Source organism: Lawsonibacter sp. JLR.KK007 (genome assembly GCF_036941135.1).
Taxonomy (GTDB): Bacteria; Bacillota; Clostridia; order Oscillospirales; family Oscillospiraceae; genus Lawsonibacter.
Genome location: NZ_JAYWSY010000001.1, coordinates 1,564,228 through 1,586,543, shown reverse-complemented (window position 1 = coordinate 1,586,543; position 22,316 = coordinate 1,564,228). Strand labels below are relative to the sequence as shown.

The following is a 22,316-nucleotide window of genomic DNA, read 5'->3' as shown; positions in this document are numbered from 1 at the left end:
CTCATAAACTACTCCCTTCCTGCAATAGAACCGTTGCGGAAAATTCCCGCTGAACTGCTTTCAGCTCCAATTCTCCCATATACTTCTCCACCTCCCGGCGCACGTTGGCAAGACCGATGCCGTGCATGGAGGCGTCCTCCTGTTTCGTTGTGGCAGGCAAGCCGTCCTGCCCGAATACCACCTCACCTACAAAAGAGTTTTTGACCTCGATCAGAAAGAAACGTCCTTTTCTCTTTCCAGTCAGCACGATAAACCGCTCACCCTCGCTGACCTTCTCGCAAGCCTCCACCGCGTTTTGCAGAAGGTTTTGGAGGATGATACCCATGTCGAAAGCATCATAGGCCCCCGGCTCCGGGTAATGGAACTCCGCCTGGAACCGGATGCCCAGGGCCTCGCTCCGCCGCCGGGCGTCGTTGACGATCACATCCGTGACCGGGTTGCCTGTCTGGAGCGTCAGCTCAAAGCCGCTCATGCTCTCGTCCATCCGGGCGATGTAGTCCGTCAGACTGGCGTACTCGCCGCTCTGCGCCAGACCTTTGATGTTGGTCAGGTGGCCCCGCATGTCATGCTTCAGCTGGCGGATGCGGGCATAGAACTGTTCCGCCTCATGGATACGCGCCCGGATCGCCTGGGTCTGCTGGTATTCCATGTAGTGAGTGGCCTGTTCCTCCCGGAGTGCGGCCATACCCTGCTGAAACGCGATGGTCAGATAGGCCCCGGCGTAGAACAGCAGGGCCAGCACCGGGATTACCGCCAAAAACGCCGGATGCCGCTCATAGAGTTGGAGCAGAACGCCGTCCTTGAACTCAATCAGCAGCCGGGAGATCACCTGTCCGAACAGAATCCCCGCTGTTGGCACCAGGGCGAGATAGCACAGCTCCCGCCGGTGGAGCGTCATTTTTTGCTTTCGCATTTGCCGTTGGAGGGCATAGAGCATGACGGCCAGCATGGAGGCGTGGGACAGCAGGAACAGCGTGACCAGCAGGACGGCGCGGAGAAAGACCGCCTCTGGCGGTTCCAGGCGGTAGGGGACTGACCGCTCCACGATAAAATACAGACTTTGCACCATCAGGCCACTGGAAATTCTGGCGTTGAAATAGAGCAGCGTCAGAAGGAACACAAACGGCTTTTCCAGGCCGATCCACTTGGATACCGCCAGCAGCATCGCCATCAGGATCAGCCCGAAGGAGCCTTGGGGCAGCGCCGCCCGGCTGCAGACGATCTCAAACAGAATGTAGACGGAAAAAACAAGGGGCAGACCGCGCCGCCGTTTGTCCTGGGGAACGAAAGGCCGGAAAAAGGCAGTGAGCAGGGTGGCGTATGTCAATTCCGCCCCAGTGGAAAATACCTGATTGAATATCCGAAATCCTGTTTCACTCATAGACCGGCCCCCCTTTTCACAAAGCGGAGGTAGGCTTTCACGAAGTCCTGATACTTGTATTTGGAGATCAACAGCTTTTCCCCATTGGTCAGCGTTAGCTCCGTCTTGCTGTACCCCTCCACATAGGCGAGATTAACAAGATAACCCTTGTGGATGCGGAAGAACTGATCGCCCAGCTCCGCCTCCAAATCCCGGATTTTCGCGTAGCAGGAAAATTCCCCGTCTTTCAAACGCAACACAACCTTATGATTGCTGCTTTCGATGTAATAAATGCTGTCCAGCGGTACGGTTCGGCTGGTGCCAGCAGATTGAAGCGTGAGCGCATGGGAAAGCTGCGGCTGAACACGGCCCGCCTCAATCTGTTCCACGGCGCGGGCAAAGACCTGGGCAAACTTTTCTTCGTCCACCGGCTTCAGTAGATACTGGAACGCCCCCACATCAAAGGCGTCGAACACGTACCGCTGGTGGCCGGTCACGAAGATCATGACCGGCTGTGTCCCGGAGGACCGCTCCCGGATGGTCCGGGCCAGGGCCATGCCGTCCAGGCCGGAACCGGAGGGGGCCAGCTCTATGTCCAGAAAAAGCAGGTCGAGCTCCCGGCGGTCGGCCAGGCAGGCGCTGGCGGAAGGGTACTCCACAATCTCACAGGGGCAGGACTGCGCCCGGATCAGGGACGTGAGGTAGGCGCGGATGCTGGCTTCATCATCACAAATGGCAATTCTTATCATGTTACGCTTCCTCTGTGTATTTCTTCGTTCAAATGGGCGCTGAGGAAAAGCCGGTTGACGTGACTGGACGGTTTAAGAGCGTGACTGGACCGTGAGGAGGTTGTCTGATAGTATATCACACTTATGAAACCATGCCCCTCCTGTGACAAAAAGCTATGGACGGCGCTGGCAGGCGCCGTCCATAGCTTACATATCCTTTGCGGGCTTCAAATGTGCAGGCGGCGGCGCAGCTCCTTGACTCGGTCCCGGCCAATGGGCAGGGGACTGGAGGAGCCCCGGACCCGCAGGGCAAAGCTGCTGTTGTTCCAGGGAAAAATGTCCTGGATGTATTTCAGCCGGACCAGGCAGGTCTTGTGGATGCGGTAGAAGCCCCGGCCCTCCAGACGGCTCTCATACTCAGACATGGGGGAGTTGCCGGTGTACTCCTCCCCGGACAGGGTGTGAAGAAGGCAGCCCCGGCCGGAGCCGTCCGTCTCAATGTAGGCGATGTCGTCCACGTCCAGGAGGATGGTGTGCCGGTTGCTGCTGATGGCCAGCCGGTCCTCGCTGCGGAGGGGAGAGGGGGAAGCGGTCTGGCTGTACTGCTCCAGCACCTGACGGATTCGGGCGGGGTCGAAGGGTTTTAAAATATAGTTGTCCACACCCAGCTCGAAGGCGGTGACCGCATACTCGGAGTATGCGGTGGCGAAGACGATCTTTGCCTCCGGCATGAGCCGCCGGGCCAGGGCGGCCACGGTGGTCCCCTCCATGTCCCCCAGATGGATGTCGATGAACAGAATGTGAAACGTCTCCTTCTCCAGCAGGGCCATGGCCTGGACCCCGTTGCCCGCCTCCTGGATCTCCGCCTGGGGCAGGCACTGGCGGATCTGGTGGATCAGCTCCACCCGGGAATATTTTTCGTCGTCGATCACGGCGATGCGCATGGGACGTCACTCCTTTGCATAGAGATCCCCGTCCGGGCCGGGGGAGACAGGGGGAGGGAGAAGGAGACCGTGGAGCCGGAGGGGGTGCTTTGGATGGAGAAGGGGCAGTGGTCCCCGTAGATGCTCCGAAGCCGCTTGCGGACGTTAAACAGTCCGGTGTAGCTGGGGTCGTCCGGGTCCTGGAGCTTTTCCAGCACTTGGGTGGGGAAGCCCTTCCCCTGGTCGGACACCTGGATGTAAGCCCGCTCCTCGTCCTGCTGGATCTGGATGTGGACCCGGCGGTCGTCCACCGCCACGCCCCCGTGGCGCACTGCGTTTTCCACAATGGGCTGGAGGATCAGCGGAGGCAGACGCAGCCGGGTCAGGTCGCCGGGCAGCTCCTTGGTGACATGGATGGCGTCCTCGAACCGGGCCTCCGTGAGGAAGAGGTAGTTGTCCACATTGTCCAGCTCCTGTTCCAGGGTGACGAAGGGCTCGTTGATGGACAGGGTCTGGCGGAAGTAGTTGGCCAGCACCAGGATGGTCTCCCGGGCCCGGTTGGGGTCAGTGAGGCACAGGGCGGAGATGGTGTTCAGGGCGTTGAAGAGGAAGTGGGGGTTGATTTGGGACTGGAGGGCTTTCAGCTCCGCCTGCTGGCGCAGCTCCACCTGGTGTTGGAGCTCCCCCAGCTCGAGCATGGAGGAGAACAGCTGGGCCAGGCTTTCAGCGGTGCGCCGCTCCGCCTCCAGGATCAGGTTGGGTCCCAGCCGGACGGCCAGGATCAGGGTGCCCACCGCCCGCTCGTCCCAGACCAGCGGGGCGGCAATGGAGGCGGCGCCGGAGGGGCGGAGGGGCCAGGAGCCGTCCTGGATCACCACGGGCCGCTTCTCCTCCGCAGCCTGGCGGGCGAAGGGGGGCAGGGGCTGGCCGGTCAGCTCCCCGCCGCTGGCGGCCAGTACCTCCTCCAAATCGGTGATGGCCACCTGGACAGCGGACAGCTTGCCGCGGACGATCTCCACCGCCTGACGGAGGGCGGAGCGGCTGCCCAGCCCCTCCCGGAGGTAGGGCAGGCAGGTCTGAGCGATGAAGAGGGCCATGGCCTGCTGCTCCACCAGCTCGATGGTCAGGCTGCGGTTCAGCCGGTCCAGGGTGGCCATAAAGGCCACCAGCCCCAGGGAGTTGACCACGATCTTTGGCAGAAGGATGGCCTTTTCCAGGGCCACTGCGGCCTCGAAGGGGCGGGACAGGGCCAGGATCAGCGCGCACTGGAGCAGCTCGGCCGCTAAGGTGAGACCCACCAGCGCCCAGTTCCGTCTGGCGGTGAGGACGGAGAACCACCGGTGGCATACCGCCCCCAGTACCCCGAAGGAGGCGGTGCCCAGGCCGCAGGACAGGGCGGTGAAGCCCCCGGGAGCGTAGCAGTAGCGGTGCAGGCCGCTGAGCGCTCCGGCGGACACCCCGGTGAGGGGGCCGCCCACCAGCCCGGCGGCCAGGGTGCTGATGGTCCGGGTGTTGACGATGGCCCCCTGAAAATTCAGCCCGGTGTAGGTGCTGGCGATGGACAGCAACCCAAAAATCAGCCCCAGGAGCAGCTGATTGGGGACGGACCGGTCCTGCTGCTTCAGCGCGGTGCGCAGAGGGCGCAGCTCGGTGAGCATGGTAGCGGCCAGCAGGAGCAGGCCGGCGTTGGTCAGCAGATAAAACAGCAGATCGTCCTGAATGATGGTCAAAGCGGCGGCCTCCCCCTGGAAATGAAGATATCGGTGCTGCCACCAGTGTAACACGACTGGCTGCCGATTGCAAGGCGGGAGGTCCCGTTGACCCTCGATTTTTCACCGTTCTCCCATCTATTTCTACCGTACTCCCCGATTTTATTGACGTACGGCTGGAAAAGGGATAAAATGTCAGCCGAACAGGAATGGACCGATCTCTGACCAGGCCCGTTCCCGCAGCATTCCTATTGCACCCGCAAGCTTTGATTGAAAGAAAGGAAGAACGAGAATGAAGAAGATCCTTGCACTGACCCTCGCTCTCGCGATGAGCCTGTCCCTGACCGCCTGCGGCGGAGGCACCGGAGCCGCCAGCAGCAAGCCTGCAGCCAGCAGCCCTTCCACCTCCGGCGCTGATTCCGGCAGCCAGACCGGCGGCGAGACCAAGGGCCTGACGGAGGCTGAGCGCGCCAAGGAGTTCATTACCGTGGGCACCGGTCCCACCTCCGGCGTGTACTACCCCATCGGCGGCGCCTTTGCCACCGCCCTGAACGACTGGGGCTACCAGACCTCCGCTGAGGCCACCAACGCCAGCGGCCAGAACATCACCAACATCCTCAACGGCGACTGCGAGATCGCCATCGCCATGCAGGACGTGTGCATGCAGGCCTACACCGGCACTGACGCCTATGCCGACCAGACTCCCGCCGCCGGCCTGCGGGCCATGATGCGCCTGTGGCCCAACTACGTGCAGCTGGTCACCACCGCCAACACCGGCATCACCTCCGTGGAGGACCTGCGGGGCAAGCGCGTAGGCGTAGGCGCTGCCAACTCCGGCGTTGAAGTCAACGCCCGCACCATCCTGGCCGCCTACGGCATCACCTATGACGACATTACCCCCGACTACCTGGCCTACGGTGAGGCCATCGACAACATGAAGAACGGCCAGTGTGACGCCGTGTTCGTCACCTCCGGCCTGCCCAACGCCACCGTGATGGAGCTGGGCGTGTCCTACGACATGGTGGTGGTGCCCATCGACGGGGCCGGCCGCGACAAGCTGATTTCCGAGAACCCCATCTATGCCGCCTCCGCCATCCCTGCCAACACCTATAACAACACCGAGGATGTGGAGTCCGTTTTCGTGTACAACATCATGCTGGTGCGTGAGGACCTGAGCGACGAGATGGTCTACGACATGCTGGAGGGCATCTTTGCCAACATCAGCACCATCAAGAACTCCCACAACACCGCCAACGAGAACATCGACATCACCTTCGGCGTGGACGACATCACCCTGCCCCTGCACCCCGGCGCCGAGGCCTTCTGGAGAGACAACGGCTACCTCGACTAATTTTACAGCTGTACGATTTTGACCCTGAGCCGGAGCGGTGCGGGCGGCGGCACACCGTCCCCGCGCCGCTCCTGTGTGTAAGTGAGAGAGTTTTTTTGTATGAGAATCAAACGAAACCGCGTGTGTTTGGCCGCCGCGCTGCTGGCGCTGGCGGCGGGGGTTGTCTGGTGGGGCTTTCTGGCTCCGTCCGGCGCCTGGTTTCAGCTGTATGACCGGGACAGCGGTCAGGTGGTGCTCTCGGTTCCCATTCAGGCCGGAGACCAGCTTCAGCTGGAGATCGAGCACTCCGCGGAGCATTTCCCCTGGCTGGAGTTCTACACAGTCACAGGTGATCTGCAGTTTAATTTGGACACCATCGCCGTAGGCGGCTACGGCGCCGGCGTGCCGGCTGAGATGAGCGTCCCCACCCGGATCGAGGACGGCCTGGTCTGGATGGAGGACATCAACAGCCTGTTCCCCTATTTCAGCTGGATCACATCCAACAAGTATATGAAGGGCTTCTCCATCAACGGAGTGGAGGTGTTCGATTTCCGGACCCTGCCCGACGCCAGCAGGATTCGGGGAGAAATCATCACAACGAGGGGGTATCTGTTCCGTGGCTGAACAAGAAAAAAAAGTGACTTCCATCCCTGACAGCGCGGCTCCGCTGGACGCCGCCAAGGGCGAGGAGATCATGAAAAAATACGAGAAGGAGTCCAATACCCGCACATTTGACAGCGAGCTTTTGAAAAAAGTGGTCTATGTGCTGTGTCTCTTCTTCACGCTGTACCATCTGGCCTACGCCTCCGGCATCCGGATGGTCCAGCTGATCAACCTGAAGCACTACGCCATCCATGTGGGCCTGATCCTGGTGCTGGGCTTTATCTACTTCCCCGCCTTCAAGAAGGCCAGCCGCAGGCGCATTCCCTGGTATGACTGCATTCTGGTCCTTCTGTCTGCCAGCATGCCGGTGTATGTGTTTGCCCGCTACAACACCTTTATCTCCACTGGCTTCCAGGGGGAGATGATCGACATCGTGATGGGCACCCTCCTGATCCTCCTGGTGATGGAGTGTTCCCGCCGGGTCTGTGGTCCCGCGCTGTCCATCCTGTCCGCCGTCTTCCTGTTCTACGGCCTCTTCGGCCGCTATTTCCCCTGGGTGTTCATGCACCGGGGCTATACCTGGAACCGGATCGTGGTCTACCTGACCACCGACATCTACGGCATCTACGGCACCTCGATCTCCACGTCGGCCACCTACATCGTGCTGTTCATCATCTTTGGTGAGGTCATGAACAAGTGCGGCATGGGCCAGTTCTTCAATGACATCGCCAATGCCCTGGCCGGTCACACCAAGGGCGGTCCCGCCAAGGTGGCGGTGCTGGCCTCCGGCTTCCTGGGCTCCATCAACGGCTCCGCCGTAGCCAACGTGGTCACCACCGGCGCCTTTACCATCCCCTTGATGAAGAAGACCGGCTACTCCAAGGAATTTGCCGGCTCGGTGGAGGCCACTGCCTCGGTGGGCGGCCAGTTGCTGCCCCCTATTATGGGCGCCGCCGCCTTCGTTATGGCGGAGACCTTGGGCGTCAAGTACGGGGTGGTTATTAAGGCGGCGATCATCCCGGCCCTGATCTACTACCTGGGCATCATCATCCAGGTGCAGATGCGGGCCGTGAAGGACCAGCTGCATGGCATCCCCAAGGACCAGCTGCCCAAGGTGGGCCAGGTGATGAAGGAGCGGGGCCACCTGCTCATCCCCATCATCTTCCTGCTGTACATGCTGATCTGGAGCGGCAAGACGGTCATCGCCAGCGCCTTCTGGACCATCCTGGTCACCATCGTAGTGGCGGAGCTGCGGCCCATCAGCCGCATGTCCCTGAAGGACATCTGCGACGCCTTCGCCAACGCCGCCAAGTCCATGATCTCGGTGGGGATCGCCTGCGCCTGTGTGGGCATCGTGGTGGGCGTCTGCGGCCAGACCGGCTTTGCCCTGAACGTGGCCCGGGCCATCATCAGCATCGGCAAGACCCACCTGATGCTGACCCTGTTCTTCACCATGGTCACCTGTATGGTCCTGGGCATGGGCCTGCCCTCCATCCCCTCCTACCTGATCACCGCCACCATCGCGGCCCCCGCCCTGGTGGAGTTGGGGATTCCCGACATTGCGGCCCATATGTTCTGCTTCTACTTTGCCATGTTTGCCAACCTGACTCCCCCGGTGGCTCTGGCTTCCTTTGCGGCGGCCGGTCTGTCCGGAGGCGACCCCATGAAGACGGGCTGGCAGTCGGTGCGGCTGGCCCTGGCCGGGTTCATCGTGCCCTTTATGTTCATCTACAACCCCCAGCTTCTGCTGGAGAATGTGACCATCCTCAGCGGGATCCAGGTGGTGCTCACCTCCTGCATCGGCGTGGTGCTCATCGCGGCCTTTGTGGAAGGCTACCTCTTTGGGCGGATGCATGTCGTTCTGAGGCTTGTCTCCGCTGCGGGCGCGCTGCTGCTCATCGACAGCCGTCCCATCACCGACGTGATCGGCATCGCCTGTCTGGTCATCATCATACTGGCCCAGAAGCTGGTCTTCCACCGGCACGACGGCCCGTCCCCCTCGGCGGCCTGACAGAAGCGAGGACCCGCTTCCGCTGATCTGCATTGAAATCAAGGGATGATCATGGAAGGAATAAGCGGCCGCTTTCAGTTTTGAAAGCGGCCGCCTTTTGCGGAAAAAGCCGTTGTCCGGTCCGGTCTTACTTGTAGGAGTCGGCCAGGGCCTGGAACTTGGGCAGAGCCCGGCGGATGGTCTCGGTTTGGACGCAGTAAGAGATGCGTACATGTCCGGGCGCGCCGGAGCCGCTGCCGGGCACGATCAGCAGGTCCAGCTTTTTGGCCCGCTCACTGAAGGCTCTGTCGTCGGGTTCCAGGGTGCGGGGGAACAGATAAAAGGCTCCGCCCGGTTCCACCACGTGGTAGCCCATCTCCCGGAGGGAGGACACCAGCAGGTTGCGGTTTTCCTCGTAGACCCGGATGTCGGAGGTCATGTCGCAGCACAGGGAGGTCACCTGCTGGAACAGGCTGGGGGCGCACACGTAGCCCAGGGAGCGGCCCGCTCCCGCCACGGCGGCGTAGACGTCGTCCCCCTCGGTCACCTCCTGGGGTACCAGCACGTATCCGGCCCGCTCGCCGGGGAGGGACAAGGACTTGGAGAAGGAGTAGCATACGATGGTGTCCCGGTAGATGTGGGGGACCCAGGGGACCTCCACCCCGGTGTAGACGATCTCCCGGTAGGGCTCGTCCGAGATGAGGTAGATGGGGTGGCCGTATTCCCGGCTCTTCTCGGTGAGGATGGCGGCCAGCCGCTCCAGAGTTTTTTTGGAGTACACCACGCCGGAGGGGTTGTTGGGGCTGTTCACCAGGACGCCTTTGGTGTGGGGGGTGACGGCCTGCTGGAAGGCGTCGAAGTTAATCTGGAAGGCGTCGATCTCGGGAGGGATGAGGACCATTGTGGCTCCGGCCCCCTCGATGAACACCTTGTACTCGGGGAAGTAGGGGGCGAAGACCACAAACTCGTCCCCGGGGCAGGACAGGCCGTTGAGCACACAGCACAGCGAGGCAGCGGCCCCCACGGTGAGGTAGAAGCGGTCGGCGGTGTAGTGGGCACCAAAGCGGCGGTTCAGGGAGTCAGCGAAACGCTGGCGGGCGTCCTGAGCGCCCTGGGCGCTGGTGTAGGCGTGGATCAGATCGGGCTGCTCCCGGAGCAGGCGGATGGCCGTCTCATTGACGGCGGCGGGGGAGGGGACGCTGGGATTGCCGATGGAGAAGTCAAAGACGTTTTCCGCACCCACCTGGGCGGCGCGGACCTTGCCGTACTCAAACAGCTCGCGGATTACGGAGCGGGCGGTGCCCAGCCCCTTCATTCGTTCAGAAACCATGCAAAAACCTCCTACAATAAACTTGCTCTATTATATCACAGCGGTTTATTGGAGTAAAGCGGGAAAATTGCCGTCCGGAGCAGGAACCCCCACAAAATTTGCTAAATATTGTAAAAGAAGGTGAACGCACCAAAGAAATCTTATACAAACATAACAAATTTGGAAAAATCTGACCTTTACAAAGGAAACGGTCGGGGCTATAATCGTTTCAAACTTACCGGACCAGCGTTTGGAAAGGGGGCGGCGAAATGCAGGTGCTGAAAGGAAAGGCCATCATGGAGCAGATCGTAGCCGGCCGGCTGTGCTTCTACCGACGGCCCACGCCCCAGGTTCAGCTGTACACCCAGGGGGACTGGCGGCAGGAGGTCAACCGCTTTCACCGGGCCCAGCAGACCGCCATCCTGGAGCTGACCACCCTCTATCAGCGGGCGCTGCACCAGGTGGGGGATGGAGTGGCCTCCATCTTCCTGATCCACGCCATGCTGCTGGAGGACCACGATTATGTGGAGACCGTCCGCGGGCTGATCAACGGCCAGGGGGCCACAGCGGAATACGCCGTCCAGATGGCGGAGATCAGTTTTTCCGCCGCCTTCGCCGCCATGGACAGCCCCTATATGCGGGCCAGGGCGGTGGATATCCGGGACATCTCCCAGCGGGTGCTCCGGGCGCTGATGGGCGGGCGGCAGACCCTGCTGATGGATGAACCCGCCATCCTGGTGTCCGACGAGTATCTGCCCAGTGAGGTGATGGACTTTGACCAGCACCGCCTATTGGGCCTCATCACCCGGAAGGGCAGCCTGGACAGCCACACCGCCATGCTGGTGCGGGCCTACCACATCCCCGCCATTGTAGAGGTGAACGTTACCCCCAAGTGCGAGGGGCGGCTGGCCCTGATGGACGGCTACACCGGCGACGTGTACATAGACCCGGACCAGGAGCAGCTGGACCAGCTGCGGGAGCTCTATCAGGCCAACGGACGGCCTAAAAGCTTGGCCTTCAGCATAAAATAAGGAAAAAGGCCCTTGGCTCAGCCAAGGGCCTTTGCTATAGTCAGCTTCCCTGGGTAATGGGACATACGGGATGAAACTGGTGGACGTCCTCCTCGCCCCGGAGGATGCGCAGACCGCCCAGGGCCAGGGCCTCCATCTCGTTCTCGCCGGGGATCACCACCACCCGGCACAGGCTGTGGAGGTACTCCATGACCTTTCCGGTGAGCAGCTTGGAGTTGGCCAGCCCGCCGGTGAGGATGACCGCGTCGATCAGACCGGTGAAGCAGGCCAGCATGGTGCCCACCCCTTTGGCGATCTGAAGGGCCTGGGCCTGATAGACCAGAGCGGCCCACTCGTCTCCGGCGGCGATGCGCCGTTCCACCTCCTGGCAGTCGTGGGTGCCCAGCAGGGCGGACATGCCCCCCTCGCCCCGGAGCTTTTTCAGCATCTCCGCCTTGGTGTATTTTCCCGAGTAGCACAGGTCCAGCACGTAGAGCATGTTCAGGCTGCCGCCCCGGTCGGGGGAGAAGGGTCCCGCGTCGTCGGACACGGAGTCGATGATCCGCCCGTGGCTGTGGGCGGACACCGAGATGCCGCCCCCCAGGTGGGCCACCACCAGGTTCATCTCCTCATACCGCCGTCCCATGGCCTGGGCGTACTTGTGGCCGGTAGCCCTGGCGTTGAGGACATGACAGAAGCTGGTGCGGGTGACCTCTTTGAAGCCGGTGACCCGGGCCTCGGGGAGGAGCTCGTCGCTGGTGACGGCGTCGTAGATGTAGGCAGGGATGTTCAGCGGCTGGGCGAACTCCCGGGCCATCAGGCCCCCCAGATTGGAGGCGTGGTCAAAGACGGTGTGGTGGAGCAGGCAGTCGGCCAGGGCGCTGTCCACCAGATAGCCCCCAGATACGATGTTGGGGATGATGCCGCCCCGGCCCACTACGGCGGACAGCTGAGACAGGTCGTAGCCCTCCAGAGCCAGCCAGCTGCGCACCATGCCCACCCGGTAGTCCAGCTGATCGTTGAGGGCGGGGTAGGGGGCCAGGTCCTGGTTGGTGTGGACCATGCTGCGTGTTTTCAGCAGGCGCTCGTCCCGGTATACCGCCGCCTTGGTGCTGGTGGAGCCGGGATTCAGCACTAACAGATCAAAGGACATAAAAACCTCCTAATTCATGGCCACGCAGATCAGGATGGACCAGTATTTTTCCTCCGCCGCAGCGCCTCTGGAGTTGACCGTGATGGGCGCCTGCGCGCCCAGGACCACTCCGGCCATCTCGCCCCCGGCCAGCCCGTACAGGGATTTTCCAAGCAGGTTGCCCGCCGCGATGGAGGGGGCCAGCAGGATGTCGGCGTCCCCGGCTACCGGGCTGTGGTAGCCCTTGACCTGGGCGGCCTGGGCGTCGGTGGCCAGGTCCAGGGCGATGGGTCCCTCCACCAAACAGGGGCCGAAATCTCCCCGCTCCCCCTCGGCCTTCAGAGCGGCGGCGTCCGCCGTCTCAGGCATGGAGGGGGTCACCGTCTCCACGGCGCACAGGGCCGCGGCCTTGGGGCAGTCATACCCCAAGAACCGGCAGAAGTCCACCGCGTTTCTCAAAATGTGCCGCTTCTGCTCCAGATCGGGAGCCACCACCATGCCGCCGTCGGTGACGTAGAGCAGCTTGTGGTAGCTGGGCACGTCCAAAATGGCTACGTGGGACATCACCGCGCTGGCCCGGATTCCCGTCTCCTTGTTGACCACCGCCTTCAGCAGAGTGCCCGTTTGGAGCATTCCCTTGATGAGCATAGCCCCCTCTCCCGAGCGGATGAGGGCCACCGACCTGGCGGCGCAGGCCCCATCGTCCGGGGCGTCTACCACTTGGGCGGGGTCCAGCTCCTCGTTCAGGTCCCGGGCCAGAGCCAGGATCTTCTCCCGGCGTCCTACCAGAATGGGACGGATCAGTCCGTCCCGTCGGGCGGCGAAGACCGCCTGAAGGGTGTGCTCGTCGTGAGCGGCCGCCACCACAGCTGTCTTGGGCGGGAGGTTGTGAAGGCGGGACTTTAATTGGGAAAAGCCGACAATGGCCATAGAATATCCCCTTTTCTGTTTGGTGTTCATTTCATTCTATCATTGATGCCGAAAAAAGTATAGCAGAAAATTGCTCACTTCCCTCTTGACGTATGGGCCTGGTTTCGGTATAATATCAATTACTGTGCTGGTGCAGCCCAATGGCGGAGCATCTGAACAGCATACTAGTGTGGTTCAATGGCAGGGCACATCACGTGTAATGATGGGAGTGCTGGCTGTTGATAAGGGTAAAAAACAGGATCATGGCATACGGCCACTCCTCATAAGATGCTGCTGTGGCTCAGTCGGTAGAGCAGCTGATTCGTAATCAGCAGGTCGCCGGTTCAAATCCGGCCAGCAGCTCCAAAACCCGCAGGAATTTAAAGATTCCTGCGGGTTTTTTGGTTTAAATGTACTTGACACGTAAGAATGTATGTAAAGAGTGTTCATATCCATCATCATTTGCAGCAGCCTGGAGTCCAATCTGCTGCCAAGGTGATGGCAAAGGAGAAACCTGTTTATGAAGGGCCTAGCCACCGGCCGCGACCAGACTTATGAGAAATTCGGCGTCGATTACAACCTGCTGGCCCTCCTGGCGCGCCGCGCGCTGGACGAGAAAAGGAAATGTCCGATCCGCTGGGGCGAGCAGGTGAAGGAATAAAACAAGAATTATTTAATGATTATCATTAAATAATTCTTGACAAATGCGAATAGTGATGCTATGATCAATCTGAGGTGATACACGATGAAATTTGTTCAAAAATTGACAAATGAACGATTCGCAAAATCTGCCGCCCGGTTTATGAAACTTATATGCTACCTTGTCATGTGCTTTTATGCCCTATGCACGATTCTTAGTTTTATGGGGCGTCAAACATTTTTCCTGCATACAAAATCGGGAACCTTTGAGCGTGCAATTTATGCAGAAGAAAATCACAATTCCCATTCCCGCAGTATGACAGTTTACATGGGTGATGATATTCATGTCTGGACAAACAGCGATGACCAAATTGATTTGACAATCCAGGTTGGACTATCGCTTATGTATGCTGTCACCACGATTCCAATGATTTGTGCGTTCTGGTTTCTGAGCCGTGTATTTTCAAACATACGGAGAGGAGAAATCTTCACAGAACAAAATGCAGCTTATCTGCTTTATTATGGGCTGCTTCAGTGTTCGGCCGCCGTGCTTGTGCCCTTTCTCAAATTGATGATTTGCGGGCTTACCAACCTTGTGTCTGATGGTCGAATGTCTATTGCCACAGGACAGGCTATGTTCAATATGCTGATTCCCAGTATTGCATTTATTGTAGCCGCATACATCATCCAGTACGGAGTGCATTTGCAGGACGAGGCGGATCATACATTATGATTATTATTCGGCTCGACCGGGTGCTGGCGGACAGAAAAATGCGGTTGAATGACCTTGCAGCTCAAGTTGGCATATCAAACGTCAATCTCTCTTACTTAAAGACCGGAAAAGTCAAAGCCGTCCGATTCAGCACGTTAGACGCCATCTGCAAGGTTTTGAAGTGCCAGCCAGGAGATATTCTTGAGTATGTTGAGGATGAAGAGCAGCCCAATTAAGCAAGTTTTCTATCATCCAACAAAGAAATATTACGTTACCGATAGGAACTTGTGGCCAGAAGAACCTGATCGTTCCCATTTCCCTGATTTGAGCGCAGGAGGGCGGCGCAGACGGGAGCGTGGCGCAAGGGTAACAGGCTTGCGGAGCGAGGCCGGGGAGTGCTATTCTTCCTGGCCTCGTTGGACGGCGGGCGTTTACGGGGGAGTGTCAATAAGAAGTGGTAGTTTTGTGCTAATCAACTATCTGTCCCTTAAAGGCAGGGTCATACAGCGAGTTTTGCTTGTTAAATGTATCAAGATATGTTTTTCTATAATGCGAATCATTGATAGAAAAGGTCACATAATCTACATAAATGCCATAAAGTGCGGCAACTAAGCCTTCCCATTCTCCCAAAGCAGTGATTTCATAGTTATTTAATTTCTGGGCCAGATTAGGCGTTTCGATTAGTGCAATCTGTTTTCCCCGTGTTGCCGTTTTCTTAAACTCCCCCTCAAAAACGGGGAATTTTATGCCTTCACTCCCAAAGCCGACTGTACCCATGGTATAGAATTGATCGTTCATCTGCATCACATAGGTTCCGTTGGAATATTTACAAAGTTCGCCACATTTGATGTCATCTTGAAAGAAATAACATATTGCGTTACCCAAAGGACTCCAAAATTTGAGCCCATTTTTCCACCTAAACCATAACGAAGTCATGTATTTCATACGAATGTGGTAATCCAAAAATTCAACTTCAAAGCCCGTAAATCCATTATTTCCTTTTTGAAGCCGCACAGCATTTCCGATATTTTCTCCACTACTTTTCCGAATTGCAAAAACAGCTTCTTTATACGGTTGTGTTTGAATTATTTCATACCGCATATTCACTCATTCCCCCTTAACTGTTGCTTGTATACAGTCTACCACAACGATCGTCATTTTTCCACCATCATTAACCAAAGAATTTCAAAACATCAACCTCGCTCCTGCCAAAAAATGATATGCTCCCTCTATAAGAGACAGAGAAAAAGCAAACTGTCGCTTATAGGGGGAGCATATCAAACCGGCGGGAGCATTTTTCATCGAAACCGCCCATCCAGCACAGTGGGGCGGCGCAGACGAGAGCCGGAACGGGGGCGGGGCGCAAGGGTAACGGGCTTGCGCCCCGTCCCTTGCTTTTGTGATAATCGGCAAGACCGCCCTGCCGGTAAAAGTATGGGAAACGGAGTGTGCCAAGCTGACCGCCGAAAGGGAAACGCTCAACCGGCGGTATCTCGCACTGAAAGGGGAAGTGAAAGAAGCCGAGCAAATCCGCAGGAGCGTTTACAACATCTTGCGGCAGGAACAGCGGGAGCAGCAGCCCCGCAGGGCGCAGGATATGGAGCGATAACAGTAGGGCGGCGGGATAGTTAATGCCTGTCACCGCCGCCCTGTTTTAGTTTTTTGTTTGCCCGACAAACAGGAAAACGATCATCGGTCAAACAGCGAACCTGTACCGCTAAACGAACTTCCATCATCTTCTGTATAAGTTTGGATGAAACGGGGTTCACGCTTTGTGCAGGAATAAAACCGCATTAGAATATCTACAACATCTGCATTTTTTTCAATTCCCAAAAAGTCTGCCAATTTCTGTTGTGTTTCAGGCAGACTAACCCCATTTTCCTGAAAACTTTCTCTAAGCCTCTCATAGTTTTCTTTTGCAAACTCGCCCAGTCGTTCTCTATCCTGATATGCTTCCTCGCGAAGATAATCCTGCCAATATGGGCAACGTATCACAAATTCAAAGAAGTCATGTAGGCTATCCGCAATCCTACCACACGCTCCCTCGCTTCCCCAGTAGCCTATGGAGCCATCTTCCAGCAAAATATATTCCCGGATACCGCTGTGTTCTCAAAAATGGGCGGCTTTAGCCCTCCGTTTTCCATGCGTTTCAATTCTTTTTCTGTCAGTTTTCGTTCGCCTTTATCCATACTGAATTCCTACAAAGATGAGATCAGTTATTTCCTAATTCAGTCAGCGCCTTCAGTGTGCCATCCAGGTTTTCCTTGTGCCAGTTTTTGAAGAAACCGGAATAAATACTGGCGTAGATGCCGGAACTCCGCAGGTCGCTCAGCTCTGCCTGCTGGGTGGTCAGACGGATGGTGTCCGACTCGGTGCGGATGGTGATGACCGTGTTGAGCATATCGTCTTTCAGCTCCACCCACTGGATGTCCCCATAGGGAAGGACCAGGGATACATCTTTACGCAGATTGCCCCATGTGGTGTTGAAGGGGAGCAGGATGATTTCGTGTTCACACATCTGGAGAACATAAAATTCCGAGTTAAAAAATGCCGTAATTTGTTCGCTCAGGTTTTCCGGGGCGTATTTGACGATGATACAGCGGTCCTCCAGCGGCTTGTATCCCGCCGCCTGGGTGAATTTCTGGACTTCTGTTGCCATGGTTATGTGCCTCCTACATCGTTGAACTTTATGGTTGGCGCGGGCGGGCGGGATGAATTCGTGTTTTCCGAATTGGATGGATTCGTTCAGTTTATGGGGGTGACGATGGGCTTGCCGTCCGCGTTCACCAGCACGGTCATCCCCGTGCCGCTTGCTTTATTGTGGGAGCCCAGCACATAATTCACGCCGGTTTCTGTATCGACGACGACTTTCATCACATTCACAATGCCCTGGTTATAGACCTCCACAAAGCGCTCCTTTGCCATTGCGTTTCCCTCCTTTCTCGTCCCGCCTGTCCGCGAAGAAGAGCATACCACTGCCCGGCCACGCCGGGGGCCGAATTTCCCAAACGGCACAAATTCTTCCTGAGCGGCAAAAGTAAAGAGGGAGCCTCAAACGCTCCCTCTCAATTTCTTCTTCAATTCCGCCTTTCCGGTTCGGGACAGCAAACATATTCTGCCCCCGACCCGGACCTGATTTCCCTTACCATCCACTGTCTCAATTTTGTCCCATGCCGCCAGAAAGGACCGGTGGACCCGGACAAACCGTCCGCCCAGTTCCTTTTCCAGCTCGTTCAGACTGCCCACGAAATCCAGACGGCTGTCCGCCGTATGAAGATATACGTGGTGAGCTTTGGGAGCGGCCTCAAAAAACAGAATGTCGGCCAGGGGAATGTGGCGAGTTTCATCACCTGTTCGTAAAGAGAACATCTCTGCCGGGTCATGGCGCTCGTCCAGCAAGCGGGCGTGGACCGCCTCCAGGCAGCGGGCAACGGCAGGGCCGGTCTGTTCTCCCTCCTTCACGATGTAGTCAAATGCCTCCAAATGGTACTGGAAGGTTTTCCAGGCCAGATCGCCATAGCTGGTAATGTAGATCAGCGTGCCATGAGGGTCCCGCCGCCGCAGCTCCCGCCCCAGCGTAAAGCCGTCCCACGCTCCGTCCTTCAAATCCACATCCAGGAAGTAGACGCCCCGGCGGCTGTCCTGCGCCGCGTCCAGAAGCGCCTGGGCGGTGGAGGCGGCGCAAACCACCTTCATGTCGTAGTTTTCCACGAAAATTTTCCACTCCAGGGCGGTTTTGAGCTGGTGACGAACACTTTCCTCATCATCACAAAGATAAATTGCAATCATGCTTTTTCTTCCACCACCAATTCCTGGACAAACACGCCATTGGCCCAGCTTGTGGACGCGACCGTATGGGGATAGTCCCTCAAAATCCGCTGATAGCTGGGCAGTCCCAATCCCCGGCGCTCTCCCTTGGTGGAAAAGCCCTCCGTCCAGATTCGATCCGGGTCGATGGCACCATTGTAGGGGTTGGACACCCGCAGAGACAGCCTGTCCTGTTGAGACAGCAGGACAATCTCCACCCAGGGCGTTTCCGCTTCCAAAGCGGCCTCGGCGGCGTTGTCCAGCAGAATGCCCAGACAGCGGGTAAAGTCCCACGGGTCCATTCCGATACGCTCCACAGGGTAGAGCGCCTCCAGGCGGCAGTCGATTTTCTTTTCTCTCATGGCTGCCAGCTTGGACAGCAGGAGGCTGCGCACCTGGGGGACTCTCACATTGCCCAGATGGACGGAGGCCTGTATCCTCTCTCCGATGTGCTGGTCAAAGCCCGCGTCCAGTTGGGACAAGGAGGCCCGAAGTTCATCCAATTCTCCTTTCCCGGCCTGTTCAGACAGCCCTGCCAGCAAATTCTTGTAGTCGTGACGGAACGCCCGCACCTCCCGCTGAATCGCCTCCAAATCCCGCTCGTAGAGCTGCTGCTGGGCAATGACGTCCCGCTGGACTTCCATCTTCCGGGAGGCGTCCAGCCGCTGGGACAGGTAAATGACCAGCCCCACCGCCAGCCCCGCCATCACCAGCACAAGCGCGTAGTAGGGAACCAGATATTCCGGCTGGATTCCCTCCTGTAAAAGAGAGAATGCCTCCATAGCCGCCTCCAGGCCAAAGAAGAACAGGGCCATGCGGCGCTGGACGGAGCTGTCCTCCAGCAGAAGGCGGAACCAGCGCCCGAAGCGGAGCCGGCGCAGCAGCGCGGCGGAGACCAGCGCCACAGCGCCATAGACGGCGATCAACACCGTGTACGGGATCTCGCTGTCCAGAAGCAATATCTGAGCCAGGCCGGACGCGGCCACCTGGAACATGCCCGCCATGCACGCGGCGGCAAAGGCGTGCCAGAACCCGATCCGCCACGCCCACCGAATCCACAGGGTACACATCAGCAGGATGGCGCAGGAGAACGCACAATAGCGGAACACATAGTGGTCGGGAAAGCGCGCATACAAGACCGCATCCAGCAGGGTGGCCAGCAGCGGGGAGAGCAGCAGGGCGGGCAGCTTTCTCACCACCCGTCGGCCCCGCGCGTCCATAATCACAAACAGATAGACCACCAGGACGGCATGGGAGATCAGGGATACTGTAAATTGAAACAGATAATCCTCCAGTGTGAGCATAGCGGGCGCCTCCTTTCTGCGGGCTATCATACCACATGGAGGGAATTTTGTCCATGACAAGCCATATCATCTGCCCCATCAACGGCGTTCCTCCTTGTAACTTTTTTGAATTCGCTTTTTTGCTCCCACTTTCTACTAGGATACACGATATCGCGTACCCTTTGCACATCCATAAATAAGCATAATAGAAGGCCACAAACAAACCATTGTCTGTGGCCTGAACATCGGTGAAATGCTTGAAACGGAGATCCCCATTCCGGCGGGCGAAGTCCTCCAGCATAATTGTTTGGCATCAGTTTGATGAGGAGTACTCAAAGCTGGCATTGGGGGCCATATGCTGAAACAGGAGGTGGTCCCCGTGCCAGAAGCGGTAGCGCACCTCTGCGCAGAGGCTCTCGTGGATGGTGCGCTCCATGCGGCCCTCCACCGGGGCACGCAGAGGTTGCCGCCGTTCGTTCAGCAGTTCTGCCTCCAGGCGGTACTTCCCCTGGCGGATCACCGTACCGGAGGAGGACCACGTTTCAATCCTGACGCCCCGATAGGTGGCCAGCCGGTATTCCTGGCCTTCATAAAGGACGGAGCAGATGCAGCCGGTGAAACCGCCCACAGCCAGAGGGATCGTCGCGATGGCAAGCATCAGACTGCCAGGTTCCGGCCCACCCCAGACGCACTGCGTCCAGAGGTACTTGCTGGGAAAGGAGCGGCCCCGGTCCGTCTCGATATAGCCGATTCCGTCCGAGAAATCCAGGCGCTCGCTGTTCAACTCCAGCGTTCCGCTCAGAGAATGGCCCATGCTGATGACGCCGTGGGAGCATTGCATCCCGGCGAAGAAACGGAACGGCCCCATGATGTCGGAGCGGAGGACTGTAAAGGCGCCGCAGCGCAGGGCGCCCTGGAGGGAGAGGCCGCCCCGTTGGATATGGAGGTCAATCCCCTGCTCACCGAAACTGGACTGTCCGATCTGTACCTGAAAGGGTTGCCGGGAGATTTGAAGCTGTGATGCCGGGTACTCCAGCCACCAAGTCTGATTGTTTGAAATAACCTGGAGAGAGGCGGTACGGCGTCTTTCTCTGTCCATATGGAATGCGGGAATCAGCGCCAAGGTCTGCCCCTGCGGATTCTGGTGCTTAAAGTACCAGCCCTCAAAATAGGGGCCCGTCCTGTTTGTGCCGTGGAAAAAACATGTCATTTTTATCACCCCGGATTCAGTTTTCCCTGAATCTGGGATTTTATATAGGATTACTCTCGACCGGAAGAAAGCCTGTTTTTGTCCCCAATCTTGACGGTATATCTCATGAACAGTTACAGTATATAAACAATCAAGGAAGGATGATCTCTATCCCACCAACGAAAAAAATACATATTTTTTCGGTCGATGTATCGATCGCTTACCCTAAGCCATAGTCCCTTTGCGTTCGGCTTCCTTGCTTTTTGTGCGATATCGTGCCATAACCCTTCATCTTAATTCGATCCGTCCCAGTTCTGAACCGGTCGGCTTACAGCACAAGATTGGCAAACAATGTGATCAGGGGGATGGCGATCAAAGTCCGCTCCATGAAAATCAGGAACAGCTTCCACAGGTTCAGAGGTATCTCGCTCTTGATCACGATGGCGCCCACCTCGGTCATATAGATAATCTGCACCAGAGAAAGCACACCAATGATGAATTTGGTCTTGACAGAGGTGGTTCCGGCGATCAGCAGGGCGGGGACAAACATGTCGGTAAAGCCGATCAGGGTGGCGGGGGCCACGGCAAAGGCTTCCTCCACGCCAAAGAGTTGAAGGTACATCCCCATGGGGTAGGAGATCCAGGTGAACAGCGGGGTATAGGTGGCGATAATCAGCACGATGGTGCCCCAAGAGATGACGATGGGAATCAGATCAAAGTACATCCCCATTAGAACCTCCATGCCGCCGGAGACCACGTTTTTCAGCTGAAAGCTCTCCGCCCGCCTGCAACTGCTCTCCAGGGCGTAGGACATCAGGCTGGTCTGCTGGGGCACGTCCTCGTTGATCTGTTTGCCCGTCTGCTCCTGATAGGTATCAGGGAGGGTGCAGATGGGGGGCAGCCGGGCAATGATGACCGCTAGAACAATGCCCACCACGCAGATACACAGGTAGAAGGGCGGGAACAGGCTGGAGATGCCCACCGTGTTGGCGATGAGCAGGCAGAACGGGATAGACACGATGGAGAAGTTGGTCATGATGTAACCGGCCTCCCGCTTGGTGTAGAAGCCCTTCATATACTGCTCCCGGGTGAGGATCACGGCGGCGTTAGAGGCCCCGAACCAGGAGGCAATCAAGTCGATGGAGGCCCGGCCAGGCACATGGAACAGAGGCCGCACCACCGGCCGGAGCAGAACGCCCAGAAATTCCATGATGCCGCAGTCGGTGAGGAAGGGCAGGAAGAAGCTGAAGCCCAGCACGATGCAGAACAGGGTGGCGCACAGGTCCGCCATGGTGGCCCCGGTGTCCGCCGATGTGATATACTCCGGACCCACATGGAACACGATCATCACGATGAACACCGCGCCCAGAACCTTGGAGACCAGATACAGCGGGGTGGAGCAGAAGGCTTTGCTCAGATAGTGGTTTTTCCGGATCCAGTCCGGCTTGCAGATAAAGTCATACACCGTCAAAATGGCGGAGCCTGCGATGATGACCACCAGAATATAGTTCAGGCTGGCGCCGAACAGGTCCTTCAAAAAGGATTTTACAAAGTCCAGCAGGGTGGTGAAGGAGTCCCCCTGGGGGATGGGCGCCAGAAACATCAGAATACCCAGGGCGGAGCCCAGAATGAATTTCAAAAGGTTTTTGCGGTTGACACAGCTTTCTGTCATATGATTTCCCT

General features: G+C 58.0%; 22 protein-coding genes and 1 tRNA gene. 8 read left to right on the top strand and 15 right to left on the bottom strand.

Annotated features, from left to right (window positions below; translation table 11 throughout):
• Position 1: 1 nt before the first annotated feature.
• The 4 genes from VV088_RS08735 to VV088_RS08720 all read right to left on the bottom strand — a co-directional run bounded on the left by VV088_RS08735 (position 2) and on the right by VV088_RS08720 (position 4,741).
• Complete coding sequence (locus VV088_RS08735; protein WP_334600309.1) at positions 2-1,381, bottom strand: GHKL domain-containing protein; 1,380 nt, start codon at positions 1,379-1,381, stop codon at positions 2-4.
• Positions 1,378-2,109, bottom strand: a complete 732-nt coding sequence (locus VV088_RS08730) for a LytR/AlgR family response regulator transcription factor (RefSeq protein WP_334600308.1) — start codon at positions 2,107-2,109, stop codon at positions 1,378-1,380. The genes VV088_RS08735 and VV088_RS08730 overlap by 4 nt, the downstream gene beginning before the upstream one ends.
• Before the next feature lie 206 nt (positions 2,110-2,315).
• On the bottom strand, positions 2,316-3,032 hold the full coding sequence (locus tag VV088_RS08725; RefSeq protein ID WP_334600307.1) for a LytR/AlgR family response regulator transcription factor: 717 nt from the start codon (positions 3,030-3,032) through the stop codon (positions 2,316-2,318).
• Positions 3,017-4,741 carry a LytS/YhcK type 5TM receptor domain-containing protein gene (locus VV088_RS08720; protein WP_334600306.1) on the bottom strand — a complete coding sequence of 575 codons (1,725 nt, stop codon included), beginning with the start codon at positions 4,739-4,741 and terminating at the stop codon, positions 3,017-3,019. The genes VV088_RS08725 and VV088_RS08720 overlap by 16 nt, the downstream gene beginning before the upstream one ends.
• 271 nt (positions 4,742-5,012) lie before the next feature.
• Here VV088_RS08720 and VV088_RS08715 point away from each other — a divergent pair, with 271 nt between their 5' ends.
• The 3 genes from VV088_RS08715 (at position 5,013) to VV088_RS08705 (ending at position 8,664) form a co-directional block, all read left to right on the top strand.
• Positions 5,013-6,071: a TAXI family TRAP transporter solute-binding subunit gene (locus tag VV088_RS08715; protein WP_334600305.1), complete on the top strand. Its 1,059-nt coding sequence runs from the start codon at positions 5,013-5,015 to the stop codon at positions 6,069-6,071.
• Positions 6,072-6,170: 99 nt separating this feature from the next.
• On the top strand, positions 6,171-6,674 hold the full coding sequence (locus tag VV088_RS08710; protein WP_334600304.1) for a DUF1850 domain-containing protein: 504 nt from the start codon (positions 6,171-6,173) through the stop codon (positions 6,672-6,674).
• The gene (locus VV088_RS08705; RefSeq protein ID WP_334600303.1) at positions 6,667-8,664 is read left to right on the top strand and encodes a TRAP transporter permease; all 1,998 of its coding nucleotides are present in this window, start codon (positions 6,667-6,669) and stop codon (positions 8,662-8,664) included. The genes VV088_RS08710 and VV088_RS08705 overlap by 8 nt, the downstream gene beginning before the upstream one ends.
• Positions 8,665-8,791: 127 nt before the next feature.
• On the opposite strand, the gene VV088_RS08700 is transcribed toward VV088_RS08705, so the two are convergent.
• Entirely contained in the window at positions 8,792-9,973 is a 1,182-nt protein-coding gene (locus VV088_RS08700; protein WP_334600302.1) for a pyridoxal phosphate-dependent aminotransferase, read from the bottom strand.
• A gap of 248 nt (positions 9,974-10,221) precedes the next feature.
• Between VV088_RS08700 and VV088_RS08695 the strand changes: the two genes are divergently transcribed.
• Positions 10,222-10,983 carry a phosphoenolpyruvate-utilizing N-terminal domain-containing protein gene (locus VV088_RS08695; RefSeq protein ID WP_334600301.1) on the top strand — a complete coding sequence of 254 codons (762 nt, stop codon included), beginning with the start codon at positions 10,222-10,224 and terminating at the stop codon, positions 10,981-10,983.
• 40 nt (positions 10,984-11,023) lie between these two features.
• Here VV088_RS08695 and buk read toward each other — a convergent pair whose 3' ends face one another.
• Together buk and VV088_RS08685 are read right to left on the bottom strand one after the other, a co-directional pair.
• Positions 11,024-12,115: a butyrate kinase gene (gene buk / locus VV088_RS08690; protein WP_334600300.1), complete on the bottom strand. Its 1,092-nt coding sequence runs from the start codon at positions 12,113-12,115 to the stop codon at positions 11,024-11,026.
• Positions 12,116-12,124: 9 nt separating this feature from the next.
• Positions 12,125-13,024 carry a bifunctional enoyl-CoA hydratase/phosphate acetyltransferase gene (locus VV088_RS08685; protein ID WP_334600299.1) on the bottom strand — a complete coding sequence of 300 codons (900 nt, stop codon included), beginning with the start codon at positions 13,022-13,024 and terminating at the stop codon, positions 12,125-12,127.
• Positions 13,025-13,293: 269 nt separating this feature from the next.
• On the opposite strand from VV088_RS08685, the gene VV088_RS08680 reads away from it, so the two are divergent.
• The 4 genes from VV088_RS08680 (at position 13,294) to VV088_RS08665 (ending at position 14,590) form a co-directional block, all read left to right on the top strand.
• Positions 13,294-13,369, top strand: a tRNA-Thr gene (locus VV088_RS08680).
• Positions 13,370-13,523: 154 nt separating this feature from the next.
• Positions 13,524-13,664, top strand: coding sequence for a hypothetical protein (locus VV088_RS08675; protein ID WP_334600298.1), 141 nt, complete (start codon positions 13,524-13,526; stop codon positions 13,662-13,664).
• 84 nt (positions 13,665-13,748) lie between these two features.
• Entirely contained in the window at positions 13,749-14,375 is a 627-nt protein-coding gene (locus VV088_RS08670; RefSeq protein WP_334600297.1) for a DUF2975 domain-containing protein, read from the top strand.
• A complete protein-coding gene (locus tag VV088_RS08665; protein WP_334600477.1) occupies positions 14,369-14,590 on the top strand; it encodes a helix-turn-helix domain-containing protein in 222 nt (73 codons plus the stop codon). The genes VV088_RS08670 and VV088_RS08665 overlap by 7 nt, the downstream gene beginning before the upstream one ends.
• Positions 14,591-14,822: 232 nt before the next feature.
• On the opposite strand, the gene VV088_RS08660 is transcribed toward VV088_RS08665, so the two are convergent.
• From VV088_RS08660 to VV088_RS08625, 8 genes are all read right to left on the bottom strand, one after another.
• A complete protein-coding gene (locus VV088_RS08660; protein ID WP_334600296.1) occupies positions 14,823-15,461 on the bottom strand; it encodes a hypothetical protein in 639 nt (212 codons plus the stop codon).
• Positions 15,462-16,043: 582 nt separating this feature from the next.
• Complete coding sequence (locus VV088_RS08655) at positions 16,044-16,436, bottom strand: hypothetical protein (RefSeq protein WP_334600295.1); 393 nt, start codon at positions 16,434-16,436, stop codon at positions 16,044-16,046.
• A 130-nt stretch (positions 16,437-16,566) separates the two neighbouring features.
• On the bottom strand, positions 16,567-17,013 hold the full coding sequence (locus VV088_RS08650; protein WP_334600294.1) for a hypothetical protein: 447 nt from the start codon (positions 17,011-17,013) through the stop codon (positions 16,567-16,569).
• 86 nt (positions 17,014-17,099) lie between these two features.
• Positions 17,100-17,279, bottom strand: coding sequence for a DUF6440 family protein (locus tag VV088_RS08645; protein WP_334600293.1), 180 nt, complete (start codon positions 17,277-17,279; stop codon positions 17,100-17,102).
• A gap of 126 nt (positions 17,280-17,405) precedes the next feature.
• A complete protein-coding gene (locus VV088_RS08640; protein ID WP_334600292.1) occupies positions 17,406-18,143 on the bottom strand; it encodes a LytR/AlgR family response regulator transcription factor in 738 nt (245 codons plus the stop codon).
• Complete coding sequence (locus VV088_RS08635; RefSeq protein ID WP_334600291.1) at positions 18,140-19,465, bottom strand: sensor histidine kinase; 1,326 nt, start codon at positions 19,463-19,465, stop codon at positions 18,140-18,142. The genes VV088_RS08640 and VV088_RS08635 overlap by 4 nt, the downstream gene beginning before the upstream one ends.
• 292 nt (positions 19,466-19,757) lie before the next feature.
• Complete coding sequence (locus VV088_RS08630; protein WP_334600290.1) at positions 19,758-20,654, bottom strand: tocopherol cyclase family protein; 897 nt, start codon at positions 20,652-20,654, stop codon at positions 19,758-19,760.
• A 307-nt stretch (positions 20,655-20,961) separates the two neighbouring features.
• On the bottom strand, positions 20,962-22,305 hold the full coding sequence (locus tag VV088_RS08625) for a YjiH family protein (RefSeq protein ID WP_334600289.1): 1,344 nt from the start codon (positions 22,303-22,305) through the stop codon (positions 20,962-20,964).
• Positions 22,306-22,316 lie beyond the last annotated feature (11 nt).

Bases quoted from the DNA above. Each gene is read 5' to 3' on its own strand.
- VV088_RS08735 (WP_334600309.1), bottom strand. From the start codon at position 1,381: ATGAGTGAAACAGGATTTCGGATATTCAATCAGGTATTTTCCACTGGG.
- VV088_RS08730 (WP_334600308.1), bottom strand. From the start codon at position 2,109: ATGATAAGAATTGCCATTTGTGATGATGAAGCCAGCATCCGCGCCTAC.
- VV088_RS08725 (WP_334600307.1), bottom strand. From the start codon at position 3,032: ATGCGCATCGCCGTGATCGACGACGAAAAATATTCCCGGGTGGAGCTG.
- VV088_RS08715 (WP_334600305.1), top strand. From the start codon at position 5,013: ATGAAGAAGATCCTTGCACTGACCCTCGCTCTCGCGATGAGCCTGTCC.
- VV088_RS08710 (WP_334600304.1), top strand. From the start codon at position 6,171: ATGAGAATCAAACGAAACCGCGTGTGTTTGGCCGCCGCGCTGCTGGCG.
- VV088_RS08700 (WP_334600302.1), bottom strand. From the start codon at position 9,973: ATGGTTTCTGAACGAATGAAGGGGCTGGGCACCGCCCGCTCCGTAATC.
- VV088_RS08695 (WP_334600301.1), top strand. From the start codon at position 10,222: ATGCAGGTGCTGAAAGGAAAGGCCATCATGGAGCAGATCGTAGCCGGC.
- buk (WP_334600300.1), bottom strand. From the start codon at position 12,115: ATGTCCTTTGATCTGTTAGTGCTGAATCCCGGCTCCACCAGCACCAAG.
- VV088_RS08685 (WP_334600299.1), bottom strand. From the start codon at position 13,024: ATGGCCATTGTCGGCTTTTCCCAATTAAAGTCCCGCCTTCACAACCTC.
- VV088_RS08675 (WP_334600298.1), top strand. From the start codon at position 13,524: ATGAAGGGCCTAGCCACCGGCCGCGACCAGACTTATGAGAAATTCGGC.
- VV088_RS08670 (WP_334600297.1), top strand. From the start codon at position 13,749: ATGAAATTTGTTCAAAAATTGACAAATGAACGATTCGCAAAATCTGCC.
- VV088_RS08650 (WP_334600294.1), bottom strand. From the start codon at position 17,013: ATGGCAACAGAAGTCCAGAAATTCACCCAGGCGGCGGGATACAAGCCG.
- VV088_RS08645 (WP_334600293.1), bottom strand. From the start codon at position 17,279: ATGGCAAAGGAGCGCTTTGTGGAGGTCTATAACCAGGGCATTGTGAAT.
- VV088_RS08640 (WP_334600292.1), bottom strand. From the start codon at position 18,143: ATGATTGCAATTTATCTTTGTGATGATGAGGAAAGTGTTCGTCACCAG.
- VV088_RS08635 (WP_334600291.1), bottom strand. From the start codon at position 19,465: ATGCTCACACTGGAGGATTATCTGTTTCAATTTACAGTATCCCTGATC.
- VV088_RS08630 (WP_334600290.1), bottom strand. From the start codon at position 20,654: ATGACATGTTTTTTCCACGGCACAAACAGGACGGGCCCCTATTTTGAG.
- VV088_RS08625 (WP_334600289.1), bottom strand. From the start codon at position 22,305: ATGACAGAAAGCTGTGTCAACCGCAAAAACCTTTTGAAATTCATTCTG.